The 18,193-nt window shown below is 51.1% G+C and carries 18 protein-coding genes; 7 read left to right on the top strand and 11 right to left on the bottom strand.

The genetic code is table 11. The annotated features are described in order from the left end of the window. The first annotated feature begins 46 nt into the window (after positions 1-46). Positions 47-1,411 carry a phosphohexomutase domain-containing protein gene (locus HGO41_RS18000; protein ID WP_013577486.1) on the top strand — a complete coding sequence of 455 codons (1,365 nt, stop codon included), beginning with the start codon at positions 47-49 and terminating at the stop codon, positions 1,409-1,411. 32 nt (positions 1,412-1,443) lie between these two features. After that, positions 1,444-2,520 carry an ABC transporter ATP-binding protein gene (locus HGO41_RS17995; RefSeq protein ID WP_037035413.1) on the top strand — a complete coding sequence of 359 codons (1,077 nt, stop codon included), beginning with the start codon at positions 1,444-1,446 and terminating at the stop codon, positions 2,518-2,520. Positions 2,521-2,569: 49 nt separating this feature from the next. On the opposite strand, the gene glpT is transcribed toward HGO41_RS17995, so the two are convergent. From glpT to HGO41_RS17960, 7 genes are all read right to left on the bottom strand, one after another. Beyond that, positions 2,570-3,922: a glycerol-3-phosphate transporter gene (glpT, locus tag HGO41_RS17990; RefSeq protein WP_013577484.1), complete on the bottom strand. Its 1,353-nt coding sequence runs from the start codon at positions 3,920-3,922 to the stop codon at positions 2,570-2,572. A gap of 312 nt (positions 3,923-4,234) precedes the next feature. After that, complete coding sequence (locus HGO41_RS17985) at positions 4,235-4,624, bottom strand: DUF943 family protein (protein ID WP_250981276.1); 390 nt, start codon at positions 4,622-4,624, stop codon at positions 4,235-4,237. Beyond that, the gene (locus tag HGO41_RS17980) at positions 4,624-5,469 is read right to left on the bottom strand and encodes a DUF3289 family protein (RefSeq protein ID WP_112152360.1); all 846 of its coding nucleotides are present in this window, start codon (positions 5,467-5,469) and stop codon (positions 4,624-4,626) included. Before HGO41_RS17980 ends, HGO41_RS17985 begins: the two co-directional genes overlap by 1 nt. 380 nt (positions 5,470-5,849) lie before the next feature. Next, positions 5,850-6,329 (bottom strand): Hcp family type VI secretion system effector, encoded by a 480-nt coding sequence (locus HGO41_RS17975; RefSeq protein ID WP_013577483.1) that lies wholly within the window; start codon positions 6,327-6,329, stop codon positions 5,850-5,852. Between the two features lie 226 nt (positions 6,330-6,555). Next, positions 6,556-7,248 (bottom strand): hypothetical protein, encoded by a 693-nt coding sequence (locus HGO41_RS17970; protein WP_121020191.1) that lies wholly within the window; start codon positions 7,246-7,248, stop codon positions 6,556-6,558. 225 nt (positions 7,249-7,473) lie between these two features. Next, positions 7,474-8,040, bottom strand: coding sequence for a DcrB family lipoprotein (locus HGO41_RS17965; protein ID WP_013577480.1), 567 nt, complete (start codon positions 8,038-8,040; stop codon positions 7,474-7,476). Positions 8,041-8,165: 125 nt separating this feature from the next. After that, positions 8,166-8,837, bottom strand: coding sequence for a 7-cyano-7-deazaguanine/7-aminomethyl-7-deazaguanine transporter (locus tag HGO41_RS17960; protein ID WP_013577479.1), 672 nt, complete (start codon positions 8,835-8,837; stop codon positions 8,166-8,168). A 238-nt stretch (positions 8,838-9,075) separates the two neighbouring features. Between HGO41_RS17960 and tusA the strand changes: the two genes are divergently transcribed. Beyond that, entirely contained in the window at positions 9,076-9,336 is a 261-nt protein-coding gene (tusA, locus tag HGO41_RS17955) for a sulfurtransferase TusA (protein WP_013577478.1), read from the top strand. A gap of 18 nt (positions 9,337-9,354) precedes the next feature. Here tusA and HGO41_RS17950 read toward each other — a convergent pair whose 3' ends face one another. The 4 genes from HGO41_RS17950 to rsmD all read right to left on the bottom strand — a co-directional run bounded on the left by HGO41_RS17950 (position 9,355) and on the right by rsmD (position 13,549). Next, positions 9,355-11,709, bottom strand: a complete 2,355-nt coding sequence (locus tag HGO41_RS17950) for a zinc/cadmium/mercury/lead-transporting ATPase (RefSeq protein WP_217243689.1) — start codon at positions 11,707-11,709, stop codon at positions 9,355-9,357. A 112-nt stretch (positions 11,710-11,821) separates the two neighbouring features. Further along, entirely contained in the window at positions 11,822-12,448 is a 627-nt protein-coding gene (locus HGO41_RS17945) for a lysoplasmalogenase (RefSeq protein WP_013577476.1), read from the bottom strand. Between the two features lie 209 nt (positions 12,449-12,657). Continuing rightward, on the bottom strand, positions 12,658-12,936 hold the full coding sequence (locus HGO41_RS17940; protein ID WP_013577475.1) for a DUF1145 family protein: 279 nt from the start codon (positions 12,934-12,936) through the stop codon (positions 12,658-12,660). A 1-nt stretch (position 12,937) separates the two neighbouring features. Next, a complete protein-coding gene (gene rsmD / locus HGO41_RS17935; RefSeq protein ID WP_013577474.1) occupies positions 12,938-13,549 on the bottom strand; it encodes a 16S rRNA (guanine(966)-N(2))-methyltransferase in 612 nt (203 codons plus the stop codon). Positions 13,550-13,775: 226 nt separating this feature from the next. Here rsmD and ftsY point away from each other — a divergent pair, with 226 nt between their 5' ends. The 4 genes from ftsY to rpoH all read left to right on the top strand — a co-directional run bounded on the left by ftsY (position 13,776) and on the right by rpoH (position 18,080). Next, complete coding sequence (gene ftsY / locus HGO41_RS17930) at positions 13,776-15,257, top strand: signal recognition particle-docking protein FtsY (protein WP_250981275.1); 1,482 nt, start codon at positions 13,776-13,778, stop codon at positions 15,255-15,257. A gap of 5 nt (positions 15,258-15,262) precedes the next feature. After that, on the top strand, positions 15,263-15,925 hold the full coding sequence (gene ftsE / locus HGO41_RS17925; protein WP_013577472.1) for a cell division ATP-binding protein FtsE: 663 nt from the start codon (positions 15,263-15,265) through the stop codon (positions 15,923-15,925). Further along, the gene (gene ftsX / locus HGO41_RS17920; RefSeq protein WP_013577471.1) at positions 15,925-16,905 is read left to right on the top strand and encodes a permease-like cell division protein FtsX; all 981 of its coding nucleotides are present in this window, start codon (positions 15,925-15,927) and stop codon (positions 16,903-16,905) included. Before ftsE ends, ftsX begins: the two co-directional genes overlap by 1 nt. Before the next feature lie 317 nt (positions 16,906-17,222). Next, entirely contained in the window at positions 17,223-18,080 is an 858-nt protein-coding gene (gene rpoH / locus HGO41_RS17915) for an RNA polymerase sigma factor RpoH (RefSeq protein ID WP_013577470.1), read from the top strand. Positions 18,081-18,193 lie beyond the last annotated feature (113 nt).

Below are 18,193 nucleotides of genomic sequence, written 5' to 3'. Positions count from 1 at the left end.
GGGGCCATAAAGACGCAAGTACTTATGTCTATTTTCAGGATGAAATATGGCCTTATTAACGTGTTTTAAAGCTTACGATATACGCGGTGTTTTGGGCAGCGAATTAAACGAGGATATTGCTTACCGTATCGGTTGTGCATTTGCGCATTTTTATCGCCCAAAACGGGTGGTGCTGGGCAGTGATATTCGCCTGACATCACCGGCTCTCAAGCAGGCCGTTGCGCGCGGACTGATGGATCAGGGCTGCGGCGTGATTGATATTGGTATGACCGGCAGCGAAGAGGTGTATTTTGCCACCCGTTCCCTGCAGGCTGATGGCGGAATTCAGATCACCGCCAGCCATAATCCGGACAATTATAACGGTATGAAGCTGGTTGGACGGGATGCAAGACCTGTCAGCAGCGAAAACGGTTTACACGATATTCAGGCACTGGCCGAAAATCATCTGTTTTCGGCGGTGGCGCAGCCCGGTTCGTATCAGCAGCTTTCAAACCGCCGCGCTTATCTGGATCATCTGCTTAGCTATTTAACGTTACCGTTCGGACGGCCGCTGCGGGTGGTGGTTAACGCAGGAAACGGTGCGGCTGGCCCGACGCTGGATGCGCTGGAACACGCCTTTCTGGCACGCGGTATTCCCCTTACGCTAATAAAAATTCACCATGAGCCGGACGGCACTTTCCCCCACGGTATTCCCAACCCGATGTTGCCGGAAAACCGACTGGCGACATGCGATGCGGTGCGTGAACATCAGGCGGATTTGGGCATTGCCTGGGACGGTGATTTTGACCGTTGCTTCATCTTTGATGAACAGGGTGAATACGTTGAGGCGTATTACATTGTGGGATTGCTGGCTGAACTGTTTTTGCAACGCTCGTCCGGCGAAAAAATCCTTCATGATCCGCGTCTGGTCTGGAATACCCGCGACATTGTCAGCGCCAGACACGGTATCGCCATCGAAACCAAAACCGGCCATGCCTTCATCAAAGAAAGAATGCGCAGTGAAAACGCTATTTACGGCGGTGAAATGAGCGCCCATCACTATTTCCGCGATTTTGGTTACTGCGACAGCGGGATGATCCCGGCCTTGCTGGTACTACAACATCTCAGCCAGTGCAGCCGGAAAATGTCCGGACTGATTGCTGCCCGTAAAGCCCTTTTCCCGGTATCCGGCGAAATCAATATCTCCGTCAGTCAGCCCGCTGAGGCCATCAGCCGTGTCCGCGACCATTACCAACATCAGGCGCTAAGTATCCGCCAGACTGACGGGCTGAGTATGGAATTCGATAACTGGCGGTTTAATTTACGCGCTTCCAATACTGAGCCGCTCCTGCGCCTCAACGTCGAAACCCGACAATCCACCGCGCTGTTAACTGAAATCACCGGAAAACTGCTCGCCCTTGCCGGGGCGTAACCGCTCATCTTTTTGTTTTAAAGGACAACGTTATGTCAGGCTTAACACTCAAAAATATCAAAAAATACTATGACAAAACTGTCGTGATCCCCGATTTGTCTCTGGAGATCCACTCCGGTGAGTTTTTGGTACTGGTCGGTCCGTCAGGGTGCGGGAAATCAACGTTACTGCGCATGATTGCCGGGCTGGATGCGCTGAGCGACGGGACTATTCACATTGAAGAAACTGATGTGACGGATTTACCCGCCGGGAAGCGCGGTCTGTCGATGGTATTTCAGTCCTACGCGCTTTATCCGCACATGACCGTCAGACAGAATCTGGCATTTGGTCTGAAAAATATCCGCACGCCGCCGGAAGAAATTGCCCGACGCATAAGCGAAGCGGCCCTGATCCTGCGGCTGGACGACATGCTCGACCGGTTACCGCAAAATCTTTCCGGCGGACAGCGTCAGCGCGTCGCTATCGGGCGTTCCATTGTTCAGCAGCCGAAAGTTTTTTTGTTTGATGAACCGCTGTCGAACCTTGATGCCGCGCTGCGTGTGCAGATGCGTCAGGAAATCAGTCAGCTACATGCCCGTCTGAAAAACACCATGATTTACGTGACCCACGATCAGGTCGAGGCCATGACACTGGCGGACCGGATCGTGGTGCTTAACAAAGGTCACATTGAGCAAATTGGCACGCCGGTTGAGCTGTATAATTGCCCGGCCAGCCTGTTCGTCGCCGGTTTTATCGGTACGCCGAAAATCAATGTGATCCCGGCACAAGTCGTCGGCCGCCAGCTGAGTATTGACGGCCAGCCGATGTACCCGCTGGAGGATAAATTCCCGGCGGCGCAGGATGGACAAATGGTGTCGCTGGCCATCCGCCCTGAGCTGTTGCGCCTGAATGAAGTGACGGATCATGCATTTGAAGTTTTGGTTGATTTCACTGAATTGCAGGGTGATTCCACGCTGGTATATGCGCGCGTTGGTGAGCACATCCTGAAAATGAAATCGTCGAAACAGCTCTCCTTTGCTAAAAACACACCGCTCAGGTTCGGGTTTAATGCTGCCAGTGTTTTACTGTTTGATGAAGCAGGCAGGCGCATCCTTCCCGACGCCGCGTAAAAACAAAAAAGGCACCTTCCGATGCCTTTACGACGAAGATAAATCAAAGTCAGATGTTTTTAGCCAGCTGCGCTTTGTGTTTGTTTTCACTCAGCATGGTCAGTAACAGCAACAGAACAGCCAGCACACAACCGGCGATCATCACGATAAAGCCACCGTCCCAGCCAAAATAATCCACGGTATAACCGACAATGGCGCTGGCCGCGACCGAGCCGCCCAGATAACCAAACAGTCCGGTAAAGCCTGCGGCGGTACCGGCTGCTTTCTTCGGTGCCAGTTCCAGCGCATGTAACCCAATCAGCATCACCGGCCCGTAAATCAGGAAACCGATGGTGATCATACAGGCCATATCAATACCCGGATTGCCGACCGGATTCAGCCAGTAAACGACGGTAGCGATAGTCACCAGCACCATGAAGAACACGCCGGTGGCACCACGATTGCCTTTGAAAACTTTGTCCGACATCCAGCCACACAGCAGCGTGCCGGGAATGCCAGCGTATTCATAAAGGAAATACGCCCACGAGGATTTATCCAGCGCGAAATGCTTCACTTCTTTCAGATACGTTGGTGACCAGTCGAGAATGCCGTAACGCAGCAGATAGACAAAGACGTTAGCCAGTGCGATATACCACAGCAATTTGTTCGGCAAAATGTACTGCATGAAAATCTGTTTCGCCGTCAGTTCCTGCTCGGCGGACTCTTTCACATAGTCCGGCGGATAATCGTTTTTGTATTCTTCAATGGGCGGCAGACCACAGGATTGCGGTGTATCGCGCATGGTCATGAAGGCAAACACCGCCAGCAGAATTGCGCCGAAGGCAGGCATATACAGCGCTGCATGCCAGTCGTTAAACCACGCCATACCGAGCAGGAACAGCAGCGGAGGAATACCGCCGCCGACGTTATGCGCACAGTTCCACACCGACACCACGCCGCCGCGTTCTTTCTGCGACCACCAGTGCACCATCGTACGTCCGCACGGCGGCCAGCCCATGCCCTGGAACCAGCCGCACAGGAACAGCAACACAAACATGATGGCAATGCTTGAGGTTGCCCACGGCACGAAGCCCATAAACAACATCACGGCCGCCGCCAGAATCAAACCAGCGGGCAGAAATACGCGCGGATTCGAACGGTCAGACACCGAACCCATGATGAATTTTGAGATGCCATAAGCAATGGAAATCCCGGACAGTGCGAACCCTAAGTCTCCACGGGAGAAGCCCTGATCAATCAGATAAGGCATGGCCAGCGCGAAGTTTTTGCGCACCAGATAGTAGGCCGCATAACCGAAGAAAATCCCCATGAAGATTTGCCAGCGGAGACGGCGGTACAGCGGATCGACGTGAGCCTCATCAACAGGAGCTTTGTGGGGCGCGGGTTTAAAGATACTGAGCATAAATGCCTCCGATGGCATAAATCAGGGCGGACTCATCATGAGCCACGGACGAAATGGCGGAGCCAATGTGTTCCAAAACGAACATCATTTTAGCCATTCGCGCACAAACGAACTGTGATTTATGACTGAAATGTTACATTTTTATTACAGAGGGAGGCGATTTTGTGAGCGAGGGTGACAATAAGAAACAAAAAAAGCGGAGACTAAGCCCCGCCTGGCAGGTTCGTGACATATCAAAAGACTCATTCTAAATCGTCAGACATTTTTAATTTTGATGTGTGATTTTTAAGTTTTTTTCCGATTTTTTACATATTAAAATTCATACCTGACGCTACCCTCACGGGTGCGCCAAATCATCATCAGTATGTTTTTATCAATGCAATTCTGGGGTGGTTTTATATAGCGAAAACAGAGCCGATCTTCCTTCCCCGCCTCTTTGTATCCCTCTCCGAATGCATACACCATTATCAGAAATGGACCTGTATTGCCGGAAGGAATGTGATATTTACCTCTAATTTTATCCTGATTATTCTGCCACCAGGCAATCTTTTCCGATTCAGTGGAGGGCAGTCCATCAACGATGATCTGTACAGTGCTTCCATCATAATGCGCATCTATAACAGCTACATCTTTGCCACCAACAAAGGTATAGTAAAAACAGGCCAGCAGCGCGACCAGAAATACGATTACGAAAATGCGCATCAATAATTACCTTCCATATCAATTACTGCTTCCATATTTGTCAAAAATGGTCGAAAACCGAATTTGTCAAACCGTTGCAGGACAAACCATATTTTAAAAAACTGAAATTGATTAAATTCCTTTTTGCGTATATCGTCAATATCCAGACCGAAGTGATCCTGACCTGTAAATCTGACACAGGCTTTCCAGTTTCGCTCGCTTACGTGGAGACTGATGATGTCTATTTTCGTTGCATGGACATTATGAATAGTGATCCCCATTCCATTTATTTTATCAAGCACGAGGGAATCAAATTTTGGAAGAATTGAACCTCTGATCGCAGATTTAATATCCTTCAATCTCTCCTGCGCAATACCTTTGCTTTTGTAATCAATGAATAACCCAATCGCTTCCTGCATAATAGACCTGGTATTTTTTGCAGTGTGATCAGAACGAAGCTTTTGATGATATGCATTATTAAGTTGCCCGTTATTAAAAGGCGTTCCTGTAGAATGCTGAAAATGCCTGAGCATCTGGTTAATTAAATATTGGTAGGAACCCACAAAGGAATAGGGAAGAGAACACGTCAGCATCTCCTTGAATAACAACCGGGCGCATTCCTTATTACTGACTGTGCCACCGCGATGAGCGCCACGATAGACACCCGCAAACCTGGACTGGGGATTATCAAATGCTGTCAGCCGGGTTAATGTATACGGATCAACCACAGTTGATATATTTTTCAAGCCGAACTCTCTTTTAAGTCTGTCCCCGGATATGTCACCATAACGCATGTCATTGGCACGGTAATCGTTGAAGCGACGCTGTGTCGTAAATATCGTCTGGGGAAATACAGCATTAGTCATAAAGGTTACTCCCTTAACTGCTTTAACATCAATTATCAGATCTCGTAGTTAATATTCCGGTGTTTATTCTTATAGGTGTCATACACTATTGATAGTAAAATAACTACAACTCATAACTTATTCCTTAAGTTAATTATTCAATTTTGTAATGAGTGTTAGTGAATATATATTTTGATGTTATGCATTACTCTCTGTTCAATATAACTTTACTGCATTCTAAATAATAAAACGATAGCTGTTTACGCTGATAAAACGCAGGCGGGGTTTGTGAGATTGAGTAACAGCATAAGGCAAAAAAAAAAGCGGAGCCTGAGCCCCGCCTGGCAGGTTCGTGACATATCAAAAGACTCATTCTAAATCGTCAGACATTCTTTTCGGCACTAAGCTGTCATGCGCTCATTCCACGTATCCTTGTATATAATATTCCCTTCTACATTTTTCCAAGTTATGGCTTGATAACGTAATTCGATATTTTCTATATGTGTACTTGTCATTCCATTTGGAAGCAAATAGGGGGAAATAGATGTGATTTTGACGTTTTCTAAAATAATATTGAAATATTCACTTTCAATCCCCGCATCCAATATGTGATACATTTTTATTATTGCGGATTGCAGTGTGCGGCCTTCACATAATGCCCGGAAAAGAAGCGGTGTGGTTTGGTCAAACTCTTTTTGCATAATAATCGGTGAATGAATTCTTGTTCCTGTTAATTTTCCCATGTGCTGATCAACAGGAATGTTAACATTGTGTGATAATGATTTTAACTCAATGGAACCGAGCCTTGCGGGTATAAGACATCCCCCAACAATAGGCGAGCCATTTTCATCAGTTAACCAAATGTGAGCTGGGTTTGACATATTTTATATCCTTATATAATCCGAGTGCATGAAATTTACCGTGAGAATAAAAAAACGAAAACTAGCATCAGCAGGAAAAACGCCGCAATTGACTGTATCGCGATATCAGGAAAAAAACTCACCATAAATATACCGAAGATCACAGTTATAATTAATGGGATGTAAGTCCAGAAAAAATAAGACAGTTGATGTTTAAACCATCGCTTTAAAAAATTAATCATGATGTTCACCTTACCATATCAATTATTGTTTTGGCGACTTCATCATCTGATGTAAGATTCGTGCTAAAGGAGTGAGCTTTCATAAAAAGAGGCTCAACTAAAAAATACATCATTTCTAATTTTCGCATATATAACGCGTAGTAATATGCAGGACTCAGAACCTGCAAACGTTCCGCACTCTCTGCAGCTTCCTGTACGTATCCGTAAAAGCCTATTCCGGTAGCGGCAAGTGCGGACACCTTCCCAATTTTCTGGCTGAAGCTGGTATGAATATTGAATCCAAGGCAAATGGACGTTGTTATGCCTAATGCAAATGATTGTGTCGTCAGAGAACTCGTTGATATATTTACGCTTGCTTTCATTAAGGTGCGCTGGATATAGTGTAGTTGGCTTTGGTTTCTATTTTTAATAAGTGATTCGACATAAATCTGTATCATGTCAGATATGATCCTTCTGTCTTTAATTAACTGCTGTAAAGACTCAAGGAATCGAACATCTTCTCGTTTCAGCTTTGCGCAAACATCTTGATAATTCTCCGTAAAACATGAAGTGTAATACACTAGCCTTGTTGCGCCATCCTGAATTCTGTGAGATTGATCGAGAATCTGCTCCTTAACTCCGGTAACCGCTGCATCCAACTTTTTTGCAAGTATTTCATCATTCGCCAACTTATTAATAATAAAATCACTATGGTACATAACTTATTCCTTAAGTTAATTATTCCATTTTATGATATGTGCTGGTTAAAATATATAGTAATACTATCAGTTACTCTCTGTTATATACCACTGTACTTCATTGTAAATAATATAACGATATATTTTCACCTTATAAATGAGGCGGATTGGTAAGGTCGAGTCATGGCATAATACAAAAAAAAAGCGGAGCCTGAGCTCCGCATGATATTTTCACACGGTCTGAAATTATTGAATTTTCAGTGTGCTGATAATGGCTTCCGCATCGGTCTGCGCCTGCTGCTGATTATCAGCAGGCAGAGTAATTTGCAGGGTCAGCAGATGGCTGTCGACCTTGCCCAAAACGATAGACGAATAGGCTTTCTGACCAGCAGAAGTGATCACGCTGTCGTACTGCTGCAATGTCTGGCCGTTGACCTGAATAGATTTATTGGTGACGACTTGCAGATTGGTATCGCGCGCTTTTTGCTGATCCTGTAAACGACCCGCCAGAACGTCCAGTGATTCCGGGGTGTTATCACCCAAAATGACAATCACCGCTTTCTGCCCGGTGCTGTCTGCATACACGTGCATATTATTTGCCTGTGTGCCCAGTTTACCGCTCTGGTCGCTCATTCCCTGCGGCAGGGAGAAGGTGACTTTGCCGTCCAGCAGGCTGACCGGCGTGGTGGCTGCCGTGGCTGCGGCCGCTGGTGCGCCTTTATCTGCGGCAGGTGCATCGGTCGACTTACCGTCACACGCAGCCAGACCGGCGATCAGTACTGCCATTCCCATCATTTTCGCGATATTACGCATCGGGCTTCCTTAAGTGGCCTGTTCACCAGGCTTACATGTTGACTTAACAGCCTTTATGGCAACCTATTCAGGCCACAAATGCAAGTCAGATTATGGCGCGATTTGTGTCTTCCCGGCGACCCGGTTTAGTGCGCACTGATAGCGGAATGCGGGTTGTTTCCTTGTGCTGATAAACGCTTAAGCAGCATATTCAGCAGCATGCCGTACATCGGCAGGAAGAACACCAGGCAGATCAGCACCTTGAAGGTGTAATCCACCATCGCTATTTCTACCCAGTGCTGTGCCATAAAGGCATCGCTGCTTTTGTAGAAAGCGATAAAGAAGAAGGACAGGGTGTCGCTGATATTGCCGAGGAACATCGAGGCGACCGGTGCGATCCACCAGCGGCGGTTCTGGCGCAGGCGGTTAAACACATGAACGTCAAGAATTTGCCCCAGCACATACGCCATAAAACTGGCGGTGGCGATACGCGCGACCATGATATTCAGGCTGCTGAGCGCTTCCACGCCTTGCCATTGCGCTTCAAAGAATAACGCCGAGATGACATAGGAAATGGCCAGTGCAGGCACCATCACGGAAAGTATAATCCGTCGTGCCAGCGGCGCGCCAAATATACGGACGGTCAGATCGGTAGCCAGAAAAATAAACGGGAAAGTGAACGCGCCCCAGGTGGTATGGAAACCAAAAATGGAAACGGGTAACTGAACCAGATAGTTACTGGAGGTGATGATGGCGATGTGGAATAGCGAAAGCCATATCAGCGCGGAAAACCGCTGCTGAGCAGTAAAAGAGTACATATATGTGACCTTTTTTTATGAATAAATTGGGGTGAGGGAACCCAAGAAAATTTTTACTTTCGCACCCGTAATGGCGTGCGGCGCGCATAGTACCTGTTTGCGCACCGTTTGCGCAACAGATCTACCGGTTAATTTTAGCGCAATGAGCCGTGTTTGTTGCGCCAGAAAACCAGCGGGTTAAACTATCCGCCTTTGCCAAACAACCGCCCATTCACGTATGTAGATGTTGAGACACGAAATGACCGACCCCTTTATCAATCCTGACCATCAGCTTGATGCGTTGGGTCTGCGTTGCCCGGAGCCAGTGATGATGGTTCGTAAAGCGGTACGCACCATGCAAGACGGCGAAACGTTATTGATCATCGCCGATGATCCGGCGACGACCCGCGATATCCCCGGTTTCTGCCGTTTTATGGAACATACGCTGCTGGCGTCGGATACCGAAAGCGTGCCGTACCGCTATTTGCTGTGCAAAGGGTTGGCAGAAAAACAGGGCTGATGGCTCAGCCCGTGTTGTTTATTTCGATTTATTGCGCAACAGCCTTAACGCATTGGCGGTCACCAGCGCCGTTGCGCCGGAATCCGCCAGCACCGCCAGCCATAATCCGGTCAATCCCATCAGCGTGGTGACCAGGAAAATCGCTTTCAGCCCCAGCGCAATCGTGATGTTCTGACGGATATTCGCCCGTGTAGCACGCGAAAGGCTGATCATCTGCGCCAGCCCGCTCAGGCGGTTATGCGTCAGTGCCGCATCCGCCGTTTCCAGCGCGACGTCCGTTCCGCTTCCCATCGCAATACCGATAGTCGCGGCTTTCATGGCGGGCGCATCGTTAATGCCGTCACCGACCATGGCTACCGGTTTCAGTGCATTCAGCGCGGTGACCGCTGAGACTTTATCCGCAGGCAGTAAGCCCGCACGGAAATCAATGCCGAGCCGGTCAGCGATGGTTTTCGCCGCCCGCGGATTGTCGCCGGTCAGCATGACCGCCGACACGCCGAGCGCTTTGAGTTTCTGCAATGCCTCGGCCGCGTCATCCCGCAGACGATCCTGCATGGCAATCAGCCCGATCGCGTTTTCTTCCTGCAACACCACCACCACGGTTTTTCCGCTGGATTCCCAGTCAGTAATTTGCGCAAGGGTTTCAGTTGTCAGGCTGTTTTCAGCCACACTTTTCGGTGCCAGCACCTGAATTTTGCGGCCTGAAACGAGGCCTTCCACGCCGGAACCGGCCAGCGCGCGGCGATCCTGCGCCGTGAGCGGTAGCGGATTACTGGTTTTTGCACGGGCCAAAATCGCCTGCGCCAGCGGGTGATGCGAACCTTCTTCCACCGCTGATGCCAGACTTAATACTTCGCCTTCGCTGGCGCCGTTCAGCAGTAAAACGTCGGTAACTTCAGGTTTGCCTTCGGTCAGCGTACCGGTTTTATCCAGGGCAACGGTTTGAATCAGCGCCAGCTGTTCCAGCGCTGCACCGCCTTTAATCAATGCACCCTGACGCGTGGCTGCTGCCAGCCCGGATGTAATCGCTGCTGGCGTCGAAATCACCAGCGCACACGGACAGCCAATCAGCAGCAGCGTCAGCCCGCGGTAAATCCAGGTTTCCCACGATAGCCCCATCGCCAGTGGCGGCACGATAATCACCAGCAACGACATCAGCATAATGACCGGCGTGTAATAGCGGCTGAAAGTATCGAGGAAACGCTCGATCGGCGCACGGCGTTCATCGGCTTCTTCAATCAGTTGCAGGATGCGGTCAATGGCGCTGTTGCCCGGCGCGGAAGCCACTTCGAGGCGTGCCAGCCGGTCAACGCACAGGCTGCCTGCGGGCACTTTTTCACCGGGCAGATGATCCACCGGAACTGATTCGCCGGTCAGCGCGCTTTCGTCGAAACTGGCGGCGCTTTGTAAAACAGCGTCGGCAGGCAGGCGTGCACCTGCCGCGATTTCAATGATATCGCCGGGACGCAAGCTGCTGACCGGCACGGTTTCAGATTTGCCATTCACAATGCGGACAGCGGTATCCGGGATCAGCGCCATCAGCGCTTTTACGCCGCTGCGTGCCCGGCTGGAGGCAAAAGCCTCAAGGCGTTCGCCCACCATAAACAGCAACAGAACCATGGCGGCTTCGGCTGTCGCACCGATAAAGAGTGCGCCGATCGCGGCGATACTCATCAGCGTTTCGATGGCGAATGGCGAACCGGCGCGGGTCTGGCGAATCGCCTGACGCAGTACCGGCCAGAGCCCGACCAGTGTCGTGGCGATAAACGCGATGTTACCCATCTGCGGGTTGAAATGATCGAGCACCCAGCTCAGTAGCATCAGAACCGAAAGAGCGATCAGCGGCAGCGCTTCCTGCAAACGGGAAGGTTCGGCGGTGGGTTTTTCCTGCGGTTTGTCGAGCGATTGCAGGGTAAAACCTGCGGCGGTAACGGCATTTTGCACGTGTTGGGTGATATCAAAACCTGCATCAATCACCAGCTTTTCAGTAGCGAACAGCACTTTAGCGTGGCTGATACCATCAATACCTGAAACGGCTTTTTCAATTTTTCGGGCACAGGCAGGGCAGTCCATACCTTGTACTTTCCAGCTGTATTGCTGACTGCCGGAAAGCGGTGAGGCGGGTTCGTCTTCGCCCGGCGAACCTTCGGCGTTGCCATCGTCCGATGTATGTGAGTGCTCACCTGTTTTTGGCGCACAGCAGCTGTCAGTGGTGGAGCAGGCGGAAACCGCCAGCGGGGGTTTTTCGCTACAGCAGCCAGCCGGATGTGTGCCGGGCTGCGCAATAGCGCCAATTTTGTTGATACGCAGTGCAGGCGCATGTTTGCCCTGACATCCGCAGCGACAGGTGTTGTTTTTTTGCAGTGGGATCATAAAGCCTCCGGTTCGAAACCGAGTGGAATTACCCCCAGTGTAAACGTTGGAGTCGGCTCTAAGGTCAACAAGTATTTTATCAGCGGAACCAGAACGGTTCCGCTGTGGGATATTACAGGTATAACGACCGGACTATCAGGAAGTGCCCGCCGAAATAACAGGCGGCAACCAGCGCGTCGGCGGCGCGGAAGGTGAAGCGGTATCGGCTGAGCAGCCAGAAAATATTCCCCAGCAGTAACAGCGCTGCGCCGCAGAACAGCGAAAACGCCATGTCGGTACTGCGGGCAAAATACTGTTCGCCAGCCAGCCAGACCATCAGCAGGGTCATGGCGATGTAAGTGGTCACTGGCCATCGCAGCTCCGCCAGCCGTGTCCAGATCACTGCGAGAAGTATCGCCCCGATGATCAGTAACGTCAGCGGCAGCGGCCAGAAGAAGGTGATGGTCATTTGGCTGGCGAAACTCAGCGTATACAGCAGATGCGACAGGAAGAAGGCACCGATGGCGTACATGAAGCGTTCTTCAGGCAGCAGTAACAGGCTGTCTGCCACCAGTGTCGCCGCCAGACCCAGTAAGATCAGATAGCTGTAAACGTTGAGTGTCGGCGCCTGCCAGGCCAGCAACAGCAGTAATAATAAGGTGACGGGTTTAAAGACCCAGCGCTGCCAGCGCGGGCCACGATAGCTGGCGTCAACGAACAACCAGCCAGAGAAAAATACAGCGAGGAATGGCCAACTCATTGTTTATCCTTTTATATTTCAGAACAGAACATAAAACCGATGTCAGGGTCTGCTTGCGGGAAAACACATCCTGTTTTCCTGAACTTGCTTTCAGTGTAGGAGAGAGAGCATGGCGGCGACAATCAGAAATCCCCGTAACGGCGGGTCTGATGAATGTTGGTTTAGGATAGGGGGAATTTACGGCGCAGGGCGCGCCGTAAAAGCGGGGATTACTTTTTGGCTGGCAACGGAGGCTGTTTTTTCTGCCACGCCATCAGTTCGAAGACGCCGAACAGGAAGATGCGGGTTTGCAGCCACGGCCCGATGGTGTCCTTTTCCTTGCCCTGCGTGGCTTTAAGCAGCATCACCTGCAGGCCATGCATAAAGAACATGAAGACAATTGCCACGTCTAAAAAGTATTTGATCGGCTTCGGGAACGGGTGGATCAGGTTAAACGCCAGAAACGCCCAAATACATAACATCAACAACCGACCAATATTGATCAACATCTTACTGCTCCTGTTCTGGTGAGCCGGTTTCAGGCGTCACATCGCGATGATAAAGACGATAAGCAACTTGTCCGGCGACTTTCTCACGGTGTAAGCGCCAGCGGGCAGGCACATCCAGCGTGTCATGTTCGGCTTCTGTTTCGACATAAATCCAGGCTTCATCGGCCAGCCACTGGTTTTGCTCCAGCAGGTTCAGGGTGTCTTGCAGAATGCCTTTGCGGAAAGGCGGATCGAGGAAAACCACATCAAAGGCGCTTCCGGCTTTTGCCAGCCAGTTCAGGGCATTGACGTTAAATACTTTCGCATCACTGGCGTTTAGCAGCGCCAGGTTTTTCTCTAACTGTTGCGCAACCGGGCGCTCAAACTCCAGCAATGTCGCGCTGGCCGCATAGCGGGACAAGGCTTCCAGACCGAGTGCGCCGCTGCCTGCAAAACAGTCCAGACAATGTGCGCCCTGTAAAACTGGCGCAAGCCAGTTAAACAGCGTTTCGCGCACGCGATCGGTGGTCGGACGCAGCCCCGGGCTGTGGGGGACCGGAAGTTTGCGTCCGCGCCATTGTCCGCCAATAATTCGGATCTGGCCTGCGGCGGGCGTGTTGGGTTTCTTTGCCATAGTTCGCTTGTGTCATCCAAAGCCGTCGGGCTTCGTTGCCTATCGTTTGGAGGGCTATTCTACCGGTGTGCGGGCAATGGGCAAATGTTTAACATTGTCGATTGAAAAACCAGCGGAATTCAATACGCGGGCGTGTTGCCCGCAGGGGAAAGTGATAGACTGCCTGACCATAACCCTATTAATAATCCGTTCGCCAGTCATTAACGGCGAGGAGTGAAGTTGTAAAATGGCAAAAGATAAAAAACGCGGTTTCTTCTCCTGGTTCGGTCGTGGCCGTCAGGAAGAAGAGCAGCAGAAGGAAGAAACACGCGAAGAACAGCCGGTTGTCGAAGAACAACTGACGGAAGAACCGGCAGTCCCGGTAGCTCGCGAGCCTGTTGCAGAACCTGAAGTTGAAGCAGAACCTGAAACTGACCCGGCCGCACACGTTCAACCTGAGCCTGAAATTGAACCTGAGCCATTCGTTGAGCCGGAACCGGAAATTGTACCCGAACCGCTGACAGAGCCTGAGCCGGAAGACAAACCTGAACCGGTTCGCGAGCAGGCCGCCGCTGAACTGGCAGAAGAAATTGTTCACATCACTGAGCAGGTTGCCGCGCAGCCTGCCGTTGTTGAAGATATCGCTGAAGACGAATTTGTTGAATCGGCAGAAGAAATTGCCGAAGATCTGCGTCAGGACGCCATTGATTCGATTGATGATTCTGTCGCTGTGGAAGAACCCTTACCTGTGGCGCTGGATCCGATTGTGGTGCTGCCCGCCGGTGAAACCGAGCAGGAACGCCCAACCAAAGAAGGGTTCTTCGCCCGTCTGAAACGCAGCCTGGTCAAAACCAAGCAGAATCTCGGCTCCGGTTTCGTTGGTCTGTTCCGTGGTAAGAAAATCGACGACGATCTGTTTGAGGAGCTGGAAGAACAGCTGCTGATCGCCGACGTTGGCGTCGAAACCACCCGAAAAATCATTACTTCACTGACTGAACATGCCTCGCGTAAGCAACTGAAAGACGCAGATGCGCTGTACGGCAAGCTGAAGGAAGAAATGTCCGAAATACTGGCGAAAGTTGACGAGCCACTGGATGTCAGCGGGAAAACCCCGTATGTCATTCTGATGGTTGGCGTAAACGGCGTCGGTAAAACCACCACCATCGGTAAAATGGCGCGCCAGTTTGAAGCACAGGGTAAATCTGTGATGCTGGCAGCAGGCGACACCTTCCGTGCCGCAGCCGTTGAACAGTTGCAAGTCTGGGGTCAGCGTAACAAGATCCCGGTGATTGCGCAGCACACCGGTGCCGATTCCGCGTCGGTTATCTTCGATGCCATTCAGGCGGCGAAAGCCCGCAATATCGACGTGCTGATTGCTGATACCGCCGGGCGTTTGCAAAACAAAACGCACCTGATGGAAGAGCTGAAGAAAATCGTCCGTGTGATGAAGAAGCTCGACGAAGACGCACCGCATGAAGTGATGCTGACGCTCGACGCCAGTACCGGCCAGAACGCAGTGAGTCAGGCCAAATTATTCAACGAAGCCGTCGGGCTGACCGGGATAACGCTGACTAAACTGGATGGCACTGCGAAAGGCGGCGTGATCTTTGCCATCGCCGATCAGTTCAGCATTCCGATCCGCTACATTGGTGTCGGTGAAGGTATCGAAGATTTAAGGCCGTTTAAGGCAGACGATTTTATTGAGGCACTTTTTGCCCGAGAGGATTAATACGGATGATTCGCTTTGAACAGGTCAGTAAAGCTTATCTGGGCGGACGACAGGCGCTTCAGGGCGTCAATTTTCATATCCAGCAAGCAGAAATGGCATTTCTGACCGGACACTCTGGCGCGGGTAAAAGTACCCTGCTGAAGCTGATTTGCGGCATAGAGCGTCCGAGTGCCGGACACATTTTGTTTGGCGGTCATGATATCAGCCGCCTGAAATCCAGCGAAGTGCCGTTCCTGCGTCGTCAGATCGGCATGATCTTTCAGGATCACCACCTGCTGATGGATCGTACCGTGTATGACAACGTGGCGATGCCGCTGATCATTTCCGGTGCAAGCAGTGAAGATATCCGCCGCCGCGTGTCGGCTGCGCTGGATAAAGTCGGATTACTGGATAAAGCCAAGAATCTGCCAATACAGCTTTCCGGCGGTGAACAACAGCGTGTGGGCATTGCCCGTGCGGTGGTGAACAAGCCCGCAGTGCTGCTGGCGGATGAACCGACCGGTAACCTCGATGGCGAATTGTCGGAAGGCATTTTGCGTCTGTTCGAAGAATTTAACCGCGTCGGCGTTACCGTGCTGATGGCGACGCATGATGTGGGTCTGATTGCCCGTCGTAATTACCGCACGCTGACGCTGAGTCAGGGGCGTATGTCGGGAGGGGTGTACTAATGGCGAACAGTCCGAATCCGGCTAAAACCGCAAAAAGCGCCCGTGCCGCAAAAAGCAAAGCGTTGCAGGGCGGCTGGCGCGAACAGTGGCGCTATGCCTGGATGAACGCGCTGGCTGACATGCTGCGTCAGCCGCTGGCGACGCTGCTGACGGTGATGGTAATCGCCATTTCCCTGACGCTGCCGAGCGTGTGTTATCTGGTGTGGAAAAACGTCAGTACGGCGGCGGAGCAGTGGTATCCGACGCCACAACTGACCGTTTATCTCGATAAAGCGCTGGATGATGACGCCGCAGAAAACGTGGTCAAAACCCTGAAAACCGAAGCGGGCGTGGATAAAGTTAATTATCTTTCCCGTGAAGAGGCGATGGGTGAATTCCGCAACTGGTCAGGCTTTGGCGGCGCAATGGATATGCTGGAGCAAAACCCGTTGCCAGCGGTGGCGATCATCACGCCTAAAATGAATTTCCAGGACTCTGCGACACTCAGCACCTTGCGCGACCGCGTGGCGGCTGTGCATGGCGTGGATGAAGTGCGGATGGACGACAGTTGGTTTGCCCGTCTTGCGGCGCTGACCGGTCTGGTCGGGCAGATTGCGGCGATGATCGGCATTCTGATGGTGATCGCCGTCTTCCTCGTTATTGGTAACAGTGTGCGACTGAGCATCTTCAGCCGCCGCGATACCATTAACGTGATGAAGCTGATTGGCGCGACCGATGGCTTTATTTTGCGGCCGTTCCTCAACGGTGGCGCGATGCTCGGTTTCACCGGTGCATTGTTATCACTCATCCTCTCGGAAGTGCTGGTGTTGCGGCTTGAGAGCGTGGTGACGCAGGTTGCGCAGGTCTTCGGCACCACCTTTGACCTGCATGGTCTGGGCTGGGACGAAAGCCTGTTACTGCTGATCGTTTCCGCGATGATTGGCTGGATTGCCGCCTGGCTGGCGACGGTTCAACATTTACGGCGATTTACACCACAGTAGTGATAATTTGCTATAATGTCCCCCTGCGGCTCAGTAATTGTGTCTCAGGGGGAAGCTGTTTCAGGTCAGCCCGCCACATCATTTTCCTGCTTTCCCCGTAATGGCACAAATTCACTATCCAATAGTCAGTCTGTCACTTACAGTCTTCAGACTGTTGAATCTTTCCGTGAACTTTATGTAAAATTCGTGGTCGTAGAGCAGCGAATATGAAGGGCTCGGCGTTGCTTTGTTGTCGCCTTTAAGGCCGGCAATGTCGCGGTATCATCCCGCAGCAACGTGGTATAAAACCTGCATTACGTCATACATGAGAGGCTTTAATGACCAAAGAAATGCGCACTTTAGCATTAGTACCCCAAGGTAGCCTGGAAGCCTATGTTCGGGCGGCCAATGCCTATCCTATGCTCACCGCAGAGGAAGAACGGGCGCTGGCTGAACGGCTGCATTACAACGGTGATCTGGAAGCAGCGAAAGAGCTGATCCTGTCTCACCTGCGCTTTGTTGCTCACATTGCCCGCAACTATTCAGGCTACGGTTTGCCTCAGGCAGACCTTATCCAGGAAGGGAATATCGGCCTGATGAAAGCGGTTCGCCGTTTTAATCCGGAAGTCGGTGTCCGTCTGGTATCCTTTGCCGTGCATTGGATCAAAGCGGAAATTCACGAATATGTGCTGCGTAACTGGCGCATCGTGAAAGTCGCTACCACCAAAGCGCAGCGTAAGCTGTTCTTCAACCTGCGTAAGAACAAACAGCGTCTGGGCTGGTTCAGCCACGACGAAGTCGAGCACGTCGCCCGCGAACTGGGTGTGACGAGCAAAGATGTGCTGGAAATGGAATCACGCATGGCCGCACAGGACATGACGTTTGATCCGACGCCGGATGATGAACCACGCGACGGCGCAGCGATGGCACCGATGCTGTATCTGCAAGACAAGAGTTCTGACTTTGCAGAAACTATCGAAGAAGATAACTGGGATCAGGACGCCACCGACAAACTTTCCTCTGCAATGGAAGGTCTGGACGAACGCAGTCAGGATATCATCCGTGCCCGCTGGTTAGACGACGAAAACAAATCGACCCTGCAGGAGCTTGCCGATAAATACGGTGTGTCTGCAGAACGTGTTCGTCAGCTGGAAAAGAACGCGATGAAAAAACTGCGTATGGCGATCGAAGCCTGATCCCCGCAACGCAAAACGAAAAAGCGACCTTCGGGTTAATGCCGATCGTTTAAGGATCAGTTGACCGATCCGGTGGCTCGTGTAAAAAGGGTTCATGCTCATCATGGACCCTT

Origin of the sequence: Rahnella sp. CG8, from assembly GCF_023701875.1 — a bacterium.
Classification (GTDB): Bacteria; Pseudomonadota; Gammaproteobacteria; order Enterobacterales; family Enterobacteriaceae; genus Rahnella; species Rahnella aceris.
This window is presented reverse-complemented; position numbering and strand designations above follow the sequence as displayed.

Excerpts from the sequence above, each read along its gene's own strand:
- HGO41_RS18000 (WP_013577486.1), top strand. The coding sequence starts at position 47 with ATGGCCTTATTAACGTGTTTTAAAGCTTACGATATACGCGGTGTTTTG.
- HGO41_RS17995 (WP_037035413.1), top strand. The coding sequence starts at position 1,444 with ATGTCAGGCTTAACACTCAAAAATATCAAAAAATACTATGACAAAACT.
- glpT (WP_013577484.1), bottom strand. The coding sequence starts at position 3,922 with ATGCTCAGTATCTTTAAACCCGCGCCCCACAAAGCTCCTGTTGATGAG.
- HGO41_RS17985 (WP_250981276.1), bottom strand. The coding sequence starts at position 4,624 with ATGCGCATTTTCGTAATCGTATTTCTGGTCGCGCTGCTGGCCTGTTTT.
- HGO41_RS17980 (WP_112152360.1), bottom strand. The coding sequence starts at position 5,469 with ATGACTAATGCTGTATTTCCCCAGACGATATTTACGACACAGCGTCGC.
- HGO41_RS17975 (WP_013577483.1), bottom strand. The coding sequence starts at position 6,329 with ATGTCAAACCCAGCTCACATTTGGTTAACTGATGAAAATGGCTCGCCT.
- HGO41_RS17970 (WP_121020191.1), bottom strand. The coding sequence starts at position 7,248 with ATGTACCATAGTGATTTTATTATTAATAAGTTGGCGAATGATGAAATA.
- HGO41_RS17965 (WP_013577480.1), bottom strand. The coding sequence starts at position 8,040 with ATGCGTAATATCGCGAAAATGATGGGAATGGCAGTACTGATCGCCGGT.
- HGO41_RS17960 (WP_013577479.1), bottom strand. The coding sequence starts at position 8,837 with ATGTACTCTTTTACTGCTCAGCAGCGGTTTTCCGCGCTGATATGGCTT.
- tusA (WP_013577478.1), top strand. The coding sequence starts at position 9,076 with ATGACCGACCCCTTTATCAATCCTGACCATCAGCTTGATGCGTTGGGT.
- HGO41_RS17950 (WP_217243689.1), bottom strand. The coding sequence starts at position 11,709 with ATGATCCCACTGCAAAAAAACAACACCTGTCGCTGCGGATGTCAGGGC.
- HGO41_RS17945 (WP_013577476.1), bottom strand. The coding sequence starts at position 12,448 with ATGAGTTGGCCATTCCTCGCTGTATTTTTCTCTGGCTGGTTGTTCGTT.
- HGO41_RS17940 (WP_013577475.1), bottom strand. The coding sequence starts at position 12,936 with ATGTTGATCAATATTGGTCGGTTGTTGATGTTATGTATTTGGGCGTTT.
- rsmD (WP_013577474.1), bottom strand. The coding sequence starts at position 13,549 with ATGGCAAAGAAACCCAACACGCCCGCCGCAGGCCAGATCCGAATTATT.
- ftsY (WP_250981275.1), top strand. The coding sequence starts at position 13,776 with ATGGCAAAAGATAAAAAACGCGGTTTCTTCTCCTGGTTCGGTCGTGGC.
- ftsE (WP_013577472.1), top strand. The coding sequence starts at position 15,263 with ATGATTCGCTTTGAACAGGTCAGTAAAGCTTATCTGGGCGGACGACAG.
- ftsX (WP_013577471.1), top strand. The coding sequence starts at position 15,925 with ATGGCGAACAGTCCGAATCCGGCTAAAACCGCAAAAAGCGCCCGTGCC.
- rpoH (WP_013577470.1), top strand. The coding sequence starts at position 17,223 with ATGACCAAAGAAATGCGCACTTTAGCATTAGTACCCCAAGGTAGCCTG.